The following is an 8,132-nucleotide window of genomic DNA, read 5'->3' as shown; positions in this document are numbered from 1 at the left end:
GCGGCCGAGTCGAATTATTCTTGGCATACGCCTGGCCATGCCGGTGGCGTGGCTTTCACCAAGTCACCGGTCGGGCGCGCCTTCCACCAGTTCTATGGCGAGAACACGCTGCGCAGCGATCTATCGATTTCGGTGCCGGAGCTGGGCTCGCTGCTGGACCACACCGGCCCGATCAAGGAGGCCGAGGACGAGGCCGCGCGCAACTTCGGCGCCGACCACACCTTCTTCGTCACCAACGGTACGTCGACGGCCAACAAGATCGTGTGGCACGGCACCGTGGCCCGCGGCGACGTGGTGTTCGTCGACCGCAACTGCCACAAGTCGCTGCTGCATTCGCTGATCATGACCGGCGCGGTACCGGTGTATTTCACGCCCAGCCGCAATGCGCACGGCATCATCGGCCCGATCAGCCTGGACCAGTTCACCCCGGAAGCCCTGCAGCAGAGCATCGCGGCCAATCCGCTGGCCAGCCAGGCCTACCAGGCCGGTTCCAAGCCGCGTATCGCGGTGGTGACCAACTCGACCTACGACGGCCTGTGCTACAACGCCGAGAAAATCGCCGAGGAGATCGGCAGCGCGGTCGACTTCCTGCATTTCGATGAGGCCTGGTATGCCTATGCCGCGTTCCATCCGTTCTACGAGAACCACTACGGCATGGCCAAGGGCAAGCCGCGCGAGCAGGACGCGATCATCTTCACCACTCATTCCACGCACAAGCTGTTGGCCGCGTTCTCGCAGGCCTCGATGATCCACGTGCGCAATTCGGCCAGCCGCGACCTGGATGCCGAACGCTTCAACGAATCGTTCATGATGCATACCTCGACCAGCCCGCATTACGGCGTGATCGCGGCGTGTGATGTTGCCTCGAAGATGATGGAAGGGGATGCGGGGCGTTCGCTGGTGCAGGAAATGCATGACGAGGCGATCGCCTTCCGCCGGGCGATGCTGCATGTACGCGACGATCTGGGCCGCGATGACTGGTGGTTCAGCGTGTGGCAACCGACAAAGGTCGAGCGCAGCCTGGACAAGGGCGATACACCGGCGCCGCTGGTCGCCAAGCGCGAGGAGTGGTACCTGCAGCCCGATGCGCATTGGCACGGGTTCGAGAACCTGGTCGATGACTATGTGCTGATCGATCCGATCAAGGTGACCCTGTTGACACCGGGGCTGTCGATGGACGGCAGCATGGGCAAGCTGGGCATCCCGGCTGCGGTGCTGAGCAAGTTCCTGTGGGGCCGCGGCATCACCGTGGAGAAGACCAACCTGTACTCGGTGCTGTTCCTGTTCTCGATGGGCATCACCAAGGGCAAGTGGAGCACGCTGGTTACCGAACTGATGGCGTTCAAGGAGCTGTACGACCGCAACGCGCCGCTGACCCAGGCGCTGCCGTCGCTGGCTGCCGACTATCCCCATGCTTATGCCGGCTGGGGCCTGCGTGACCTGTGCGACGCACTGCATGCGTTCAACCAGGAGTTCGCGGTGGCCAAGGTGATGCGTGAGATGTACGTGGACCTGCCGACACCGGTCATGACCCCGGCCGATGCCTACAACCACCTGGTGAAGGGCGAGATCGAGCGGGTCGACATCGAGCAGATCAGCGGCCGCATCGCTGCAACGATGCTGGTGCCGTATCCGCCGGGCATCCCGACAATCATGCCGGGCGAGCGCTTCGGCGACCGCGACGAACCGATCATCCAGTCGCTGCGCATTGCCCGCGAGCAGAATGCGCGCTTCCCGGGCTTCGAGTCGGATGTGCATGGCCTTATCATCGAGCGCGATGGCGACGTGCCGTCCTACAAGGTGGAGGTGCTGAAGGCCTGAGCCGGTACGGTCGGCCCTTCGGCGAACGATGGATACCGCGCGCGAGCAACGCATCCTGAAGTTCTCGATCGGGGTCACCGTGGCGGTCAGCGCGGTCGGCTTCATCGGTGGTCTGCTGGTGGGATCGCAGGCCATCCTGTTCGACGGCATCTACAGCCTGGTCGACGTAGCCCTGACCCTGGTGTCGTTGTCAGTGCTGCGGCTGGTGGCGCGGGAGCATAGCCCGCGCTTCCAGTACGGTTATTGGCACCTGGAGCCGATGGTCGAGGCGCTGGGCGGAGTGATCCTGTCGTTGGCCTGCGTCTACGCACTGGCCAACGCGGTGATTGGATTGACCACCGGCGGGCACGAAGTGAAGTTCGGGCCGGCGCTGTGGTGGGCGGCGCTGCTGAGTGCCAGCAACCTGGGCATGGCCGCGTTCGTGGCCCAGCGGGCCCGCAGGCTGCAGTCGGCATTGCTGTGGCTGGATGTACGTGGCTGGATGCTGGGCGGATTGATGAGCCTGGCGGTGGTGCTGGCCTTCGTGTTGGCGCTGGTGCTGCATGGCGGTAAGTGGCACCACTGGGTGCCCTATCTGGACTCGATCGTACTGGCGCTGATCAGCCTGGCGGTGCTGCCGGTGCCGGCGCGCAGTGCGTGGAAGGCCATGCGAGAAGTGCTGCAGGTGGCACCCGATGATCTGGACGAACGCGTGCAGCAGGTGATGCAGGCGTTCGCGGCCGAGCATGACTATGCCGGCTTCACCAGCCATGTGGCGAAGATGGGGCGGATGCGCTTCATCGAGATCCACATCCTGACGTCRCCGTCGACGCCGCTGGGCACGGTGGGTGAGGTGGACGCGATGCGCGATGAGATTGCAGTGCGGTTGGACGCGCGAAGCAGCACGTTCTGGCTGACGATCGATTTCACCGCGGACCCGGCGTGGACCTGATGTTGTTCCTGCCGATCGTTGCGTGTGGTGGACCGCTTTGTTGCATGCAGGCGGTTTGACCTCAACAGCAGTTGAGGTCGCAGACTGCGTCGCATTCCCCACGAGGCATGCGGTATGAACCTGCTGACCACCCCGGACTTCAGCCATGGCCTGCTGGATCTGTTCGATCCGCCTGGCCTGCACGATCCCAGTGCCAACGGATATTCGCACGTGGCGGTGGTGCGACTGCCAGCGCGTGTGATCCATATCGCCGGACAGGGAGGCGAGGACGACCAGGGAAGCCTGTCGCCGAGCTTCGAGGAGCAGGTGTCGCAGGCACTGGACAATCTGCAGACCGCGCTGCGGTCGGCGCATGCGGATCTGGCCGATGTTGCACGACTGCGGATCCTGGTGGTCGACCACGACGAGGATCGCCTGGGCATCATCGCCCGCCAGGTGCGGCGACGTTGGGCTAATCGCGCAGCGCCGACCTGCACGTTGATTCCGGTGCCGCGGCTGGCGTTGGACGGAATGCTGTTCGAGATCGAGGCAGAGGCCTACAGCGCTTAGCGCAGGTAGTACTCCACCGGCACCACCAGTTCCTGCGGAGCTGGCAGTTCTTCTGGAATCCGGGGCAGAGGCTGCGCGCGGCGGAATGTCTGCAGCGCGCTTTCATCCAGCATCGGCTGTCCACTGGACTGTTCCAGGCGCAATGCCCGCAGTTGGCCGTCGCGGTCGATGCTGGCCCTGACCCATGCGGTGCCCTGCTGGCGCCGCGACCTCGCTACGGCGGGGTAGTAGCGGTAACGCTCCAGCCGCGCCATCAGGCGGGCTTCCCACTGGTCGCTGGCGGCGCCGGCCTGGAAGTCCGCCGGTGGTGCGTCCGGGGTGGGCGGTGCGGCCGTGATCGATGCCGGTGCGGAACGGGCATCGGTCGCGGCCGCAGGCGGGGCCACAGGCAAGGGCTGGTGGCCGTCGCCATTCTTCTGGCTGGCGGCGAGGTTGCCTTCGGGTGCCGCCGTGGCGCGCGGTGGCGGGGGGGCTTTCCGCGTTTCGGCCGCCCGTGATTGCTGCGCTTGGCTGGGGCGCTCGGACTGCAGTTCTTCCACCGGCTGCGGTGGCGTGGCCGGTGCCAGCAGGTGCAGGCTGATGCGCACGTCCTGTTCCGGCGGCGGCAGCAGCGGCGGGGTGGACACCCAATGGACGAACAGCAGCAACGGCAGCAGGTGCAGCCCGATGCTGATCGTCACCGCTTGCCAGTGCTGCCGACGCTCACTCATCGCTGACTACCCCGGACGGTTCGGCGACGTCGGCAGCGAGCAGAGGGCCAGTGACCGCATCAGCACCTGAGGCAAAGCTGTGTTGGATGAGTTTGCGACGGACGTGGGCGTGCAGCGGCCGGTAGTGGGCTGCGCACAGCTGCGCGGCATCCGTCGATTCGACAGGTATGGGCACGGGGCGGGCGAAGGCTGGGGAAGGGAACAGCCCGCGGCGGCAAGGGCAGCGGCGTCACTTTATAGTAAAGAAGAATCATTTGCATCTTTTCTTGTGTGCGCCCGTCCTGCGGTAGTGCCACGTGAGCCTGCGCTGGCACGCGTAGAGCGGGCTATGGTGAGCGCGCGGCGCGTTCCATCTGCAGCAGCAGGCGATGCGCGGGGAACATGCGCAGGCTGGGGTAGCGGGCGCGGTAGTAGGCATTGCCGTACATGTCCGTCACAGTGACGCGAAAGCAGGCAGAGGCAGAGGGCGCGCGCATCGCCCTGCAGATGGGATGCGAGCCGGAACAGGTCCGTGGCGTCGGCGTAGATGCGATAGGGGAACCACAGCAGCTCTCCCCCGAGGATGAGGCTGCGTTCACCATTGCCCGACAGATTATCGATCCGGCCCAGCCGTTGCTGGAGGTCGGTGCAGGTTGCCTGCAACGCGCGGGGAACGTCGATCAACGCGACGGTTCCGCCAGCGTGGTGCCGCGATGGTCGCAGTGGATCTGCCGGCTTTCCGTGGCGTTGGGGTGCAGATCGAAGCCGCACCGCTGCAGTGCATCCTTGGCCGCTGCAACGGCGTCTGCATGACGGCTGACGCGGTGCTGCTGCCAGCGCAGTGGAGTGAACACGCCCAGCGGAAGCAGGCGTACGCGCCGGCCGTGCAGGACCAGTGAGACATCCACATGGCGACCGTCCAGATCATGGCCGTTGGCGCCGAAAATGGCGTCGATCTCATCGTGGCGATGCCGATAGCAGCAGCGGAACACGGCGATGCCGAGGCGCCGTACCAGACGCCGGAAGCCTCCCAGCTTTCCCTGGCTGCATTCGAAGCCGCGGGTGACCAGCAGGCGCAGCGTGGATGGCAGCAGTGCCTGCGCATCAAGCAGGCACTGCAGGACCTCGGCCTCGAGGATGACCTGTGACGCGGGCCAGCGCGGGGCAATGCGCAGGCCGTCGATGGTGCCGCGTGACAGGGACAGTCTGGAGGTTGGCGGGAGGTGGTCTGGCATGGGGGCGTTCCTGCGGCATCGAGCGGGAACGACTCTACAGGACGTTGCGCAGCATGCGTTGAGTCAATGCCGCATCACCTGGGGATCAGAGATCGCGGTATTGGATCTGCGCGGCCAGCACGCGCAGGCCATCGGCGGTGCTGGAGAGGATGCGCTCTTCGCCGATGCCCTTCTGCCGTTGCAGGGTGAAGCCTTCGGCAGCGGGCAGGCGTGCGGCGATGGCATCGATGTGTTGCAGCGCGTTGGGGCCGTCGCAGTCGAAATGGCCGCAATGGATGCCGTTGTGCTGGATGGTCAGGCGGTAATGCATGGGCGGGTCTCCGGCAGGTCGTGCAGCCACTGGTGGAACATCGCGGTCGCCGCGGCGGCGAGAGGCCCGCCATAGCGACGGGCCTGCGTGCGCAGGTCGACGGGATCGATGCCGGCCTCGGCCAGTTCCAGCGCGTGGCCGATCAGCCAGCGATCGAACTGGCGAGCGTCCAGTTCGGGATGACACTGCAGGGCGAGGGCGTGGTGGCCGATGTCGAAGGCCTGGTGGCGACAGGCGGGCGTGCTGGCGAGGCGCCGCGCGCCCACCGGCAGTTCGAAGGCTTCGCCATGCCAGTGCAGCACCGGGATGCCTTGCAACGCCTGCAATGGCGAGCGCTGGCCCTCATCGGTGAGCAGCAGCGGTGCGAACCCAATTTCCTTGCCACCGGTGGGGGCGACGCCAGCGTGCAGGGCGCGCGCCATCAACTGGGCGCCGAGACAGATGCCGAGCGTCGGTCGCTGCTGCTGYAGCCGACGCTGCAGCAACGCGATGCTGTCGGCGAGGAACGGATAGGCAGCTCCATCGTTGACGCTGATCGGACCACCCAGCACCACCAGCAGATCGGCATCTTCGGCGGCGTCGAGTGCATCCACGCCTGCCTGCAGGACCTTTACCTGCCATCCTTGCGCGAGCAGCAGCGGCTGCAGGGTGCCAAGATCTTCAAAGGCCACGTGCTGCAGGGCAACGGCGCGCTTCATGCCGGTGCTCCCGGGGTAGGCCAGTAGAAGCTGTCGGGCGTGGAGCGTGCACCGAAGATCGCCTGGCCAACGCGGACGACGGTGGCACCTTCCTCGATGGCGACTTCAAAATCACCGGACATGCCCATCGACAGCTGCGACAGGTCCAGGCCTGCCGGCGCCGTCTGCTGAAGCTGGTCGCGCAGCTCGCGCAGGCGCACGAAGCAGGCGCGTACGCGTTCCACCTCGGGAGTGAAGATGGCGAGGGTCATCAGGCCACGCACGCGCAGGCGGTCGAAGGCGGGCAGCTGCTGCACGAAGTCGGCCACCGCCGCCGGCTCCAAGCCGTATTTGCTGGGCTCGGCCGATGTGTTGACCTGTACGAACACATCCAGCGTACGGTCCTCCAGCAGCAGCCGCTGCTGCAGCGCCTCGGCCACGCGCAGGCTGTCCAGCGCCTGGAACTCGCTGGCGAAGCGTGCGACGTACCGGGCCTTGTTGGTCTGCAGGTGGCCAATGACCGACCAGTGCACGCCAAGGTCAGCCATGGCCTCGGCCTTGCGCTGCGCCTCCTGCACCTTGTTTTCCCCCAGCTGGTGGCAACCGGCGGCTACGGCCATGCGGATGCGTGCTTCATCGACGGTCTTGCTGACCGGTAGCAGGCGCACGCTGGCCGGATCACGACCGGCGTGGGCACAGGCGCTGGCGATGCGCTGGTGCACGGTGGCGAGATTGGCGGCGATCTGTTCGACGGACTGGGCGACGGGCCAGTCGGCGGCGGCGAGGGACATGGGGCACCTCCGGTGCGGGGTGGCCAGGGTGGGATACACTGGCACAGGACAATAGATAGTTTGGCATAGGACAAAATGAAAATCACCGGGAACAGCGCCGAAGCGATCTTCGACAGCATCCGCGAGGGCATCGGTAGTGGCCATCTGGCGGCGGGCAGCGTGCTGCCACCGGTGCGGGATCTGGCCGATCAGCTGGGGGTCAACCGCAATACCGTGGCCGCCGCCTACAAGCGGCTGGATGCGGCAGGCTTGGCCAGTACGGCGGGACGTCGCGGCACCGTGGTGCGCGGCCTGCCGGCGACGATGGCACGCGAGGGCAGTGCACCGGGGCTGGCCCTGCATGATCTGGCCGGCGGCAATCCGGATCCACGCTGCCTGCCCAGCCTGCGCGTGGCTGCAACGGCCTCGCGCCTGTATGGGGTGGAGACGGTCGATCCACGCATGCAACGTCTGGCACGGGCCTCGCTGGATGCCGATTGCCCGCTGGACTATGCGCTGGAACTGACCCATGGCGCGGTCGATGGCATCGAGCGCCTGCTGTCGGCGTGGCTGCTGCCGGGGGACCGCATCGCAGTGGAGGATCCCTGTTTCCTGGGCAGCCTCAATGTACTCGGTGCGGCCGGGCACGCGCCGTTGCCGGTGGCGGTGGATGCGCACGGCATGCAGGTGGAATCGCTGCGGCAGGCGTTGGATGCAGGCGCACGTGCGGTGCTGCTGACCCCGCGCGCGCACAATCCCACCGGTGCCAGCCTGGATGCGAAGCGCGCACGTGCGCTGCGCCAGTTGCTGGTCGGTTATCCGCAGGTGGCGGTGCTGATCGACGATCACTACGCGCTGCTCTCGCAGCAGGCCTATCACTCGGTGTTGCCGATGGATGGTCGGCGTTGGGCGTTGCTGCGTTCGTTGTCCAAGGCATTGGGCCCGGACCTGCGCGTGGCCTGGTTGGCCTGCGATGGGCAGACCGCGGCGCGCCTGCGCCTGCGCTTGGCGGCGGGCACCGGCTGGGTGAGCCATCTGTTGCAGGATGCGGTCAGTGCGGTATTGGAGTCAGCGCAGCAACGGGCGAAGGTCGCTGCGGCCGGTGAGCGCTACCAGCAGCGGCTGCAGGGTCTGCAGGCGCTGTTGCAGG

General features: G+C 66.4%; 9 protein-coding genes. 4 read left to right on the top strand and 5 right to left on the bottom strand.

Annotated features, from left to right (window positions below; translation table 11 throughout):
* From AB4Y84_RS07615 to AB4Y84_RS07605, 3 genes are all read left to right on the top strand, one after another.
* On the top strand, nt 1-1,821 hold a 1,821-nt coding region (locus tag AB4Y84_RS07615), incomplete at its 5' end, for a lysine decarboxylase (protein ID WP_442249947.1).
* Between the two features lie 28 nt (nt 1,822-1,849).
* Complete coding sequence (locus AB4Y84_RS07610; protein WP_442244550.1) at nt 1,850-2,752, top strand: cation diffusion facilitator family transporter; 903 nt, start codon at nt 1,850-1,852, stop codon at nt 2,750-2,752.
* Between the two features lie 114 nt (nt 2,753-2,866).
* Nucleotides 2,867-3,301, top strand: a complete 435-nt coding sequence (locus AB4Y84_RS07605; protein ID WP_025879232.1) for a RidA family protein — start codon at nt 2,867-2,869, stop codon at nt 3,299-3,301.
* On the opposite strand, the gene AB4Y84_RS07600 is transcribed toward AB4Y84_RS07605, so the two are convergent.
* The 5 genes from AB4Y84_RS07600 to AB4Y84_RS07580 all read right to left on the bottom strand — a co-directional run bounded on the left by AB4Y84_RS07600 (nt 3,298) and on the right by AB4Y84_RS07580 (nt 7,003).
* Nucleotides 3,298-4,011 (bottom strand): energy transducer TonB family protein, encoded by a 714-nt coding sequence (locus AB4Y84_RS07600; RefSeq protein ID WP_442244551.1) that lies wholly within the window; start codon nt 4,009-4,011, stop codon nt 3,298-3,300. The genes AB4Y84_RS07605 and AB4Y84_RS07600 overlap by 4 nt on opposite strands.
* Nucleotides 4,012-4,670: 659 nt before the next feature.
* Entirely contained in the window at nt 4,671-5,225 is a 555-nt protein-coding gene (locus AB4Y84_RS07595) for a hypothetical protein (RefSeq protein WP_442244552.1), read from the bottom strand.
* A gap of 85 nt (nt 5,226-5,310) precedes the next feature.
* Nucleotides 5,311-5,535 (bottom strand): hypothetical protein, encoded by a 225-nt coding sequence (locus tag AB4Y84_RS07590; protein WP_312787415.1) that lies wholly within the window; start codon nt 5,533-5,535, stop codon nt 5,311-5,313.
* Entirely contained in the window at nt 5,520-6,233 is a 714-nt protein-coding gene (locus AB4Y84_RS07585) for a glutamine amidotransferase (protein WP_442244553.1), read from the bottom strand. Before AB4Y84_RS07585 ends, AB4Y84_RS07590 begins: the two co-directional genes overlap by 16 nt.
* Complete coding sequence (locus AB4Y84_RS07580) at nt 6,230-7,003, bottom strand: YggS family pyridoxal phosphate-dependent enzyme (protein ID WP_428705000.1); 774 nt, start codon at nt 7,001-7,003, stop codon at nt 6,230-6,232. Before AB4Y84_RS07580 ends, AB4Y84_RS07585 begins: the two co-directional genes overlap by 4 nt.
* A gap of 75 nt (nt 7,004-7,078) precedes the next feature.
* Between AB4Y84_RS07580 and AB4Y84_RS07575 the strand changes: the two genes are divergently transcribed.
* The coding region (locus AB4Y84_RS07575; protein WP_442249946.1) for an aminotransferase class I/II-fold pyridoxal phosphate-dependent enzyme at nt 7,079-8,132 on the top strand (1,054 nt) is incomplete at its 3' end.

Source organism: Stenotrophomonas sp. 2YAF22 (assembly GCF_052114665.1).
GTDB lineage: Bacteria > Pseudomonadota > Gammaproteobacteria > Xanthomonadales > Xanthomonadaceae > Stenotrophomonas > Stenotrophomonas indicatrix.
Note: the sequence above shows the minus strand (reverse complement) of the source record. Positions and strands in the feature narration are given on the sequence as shown.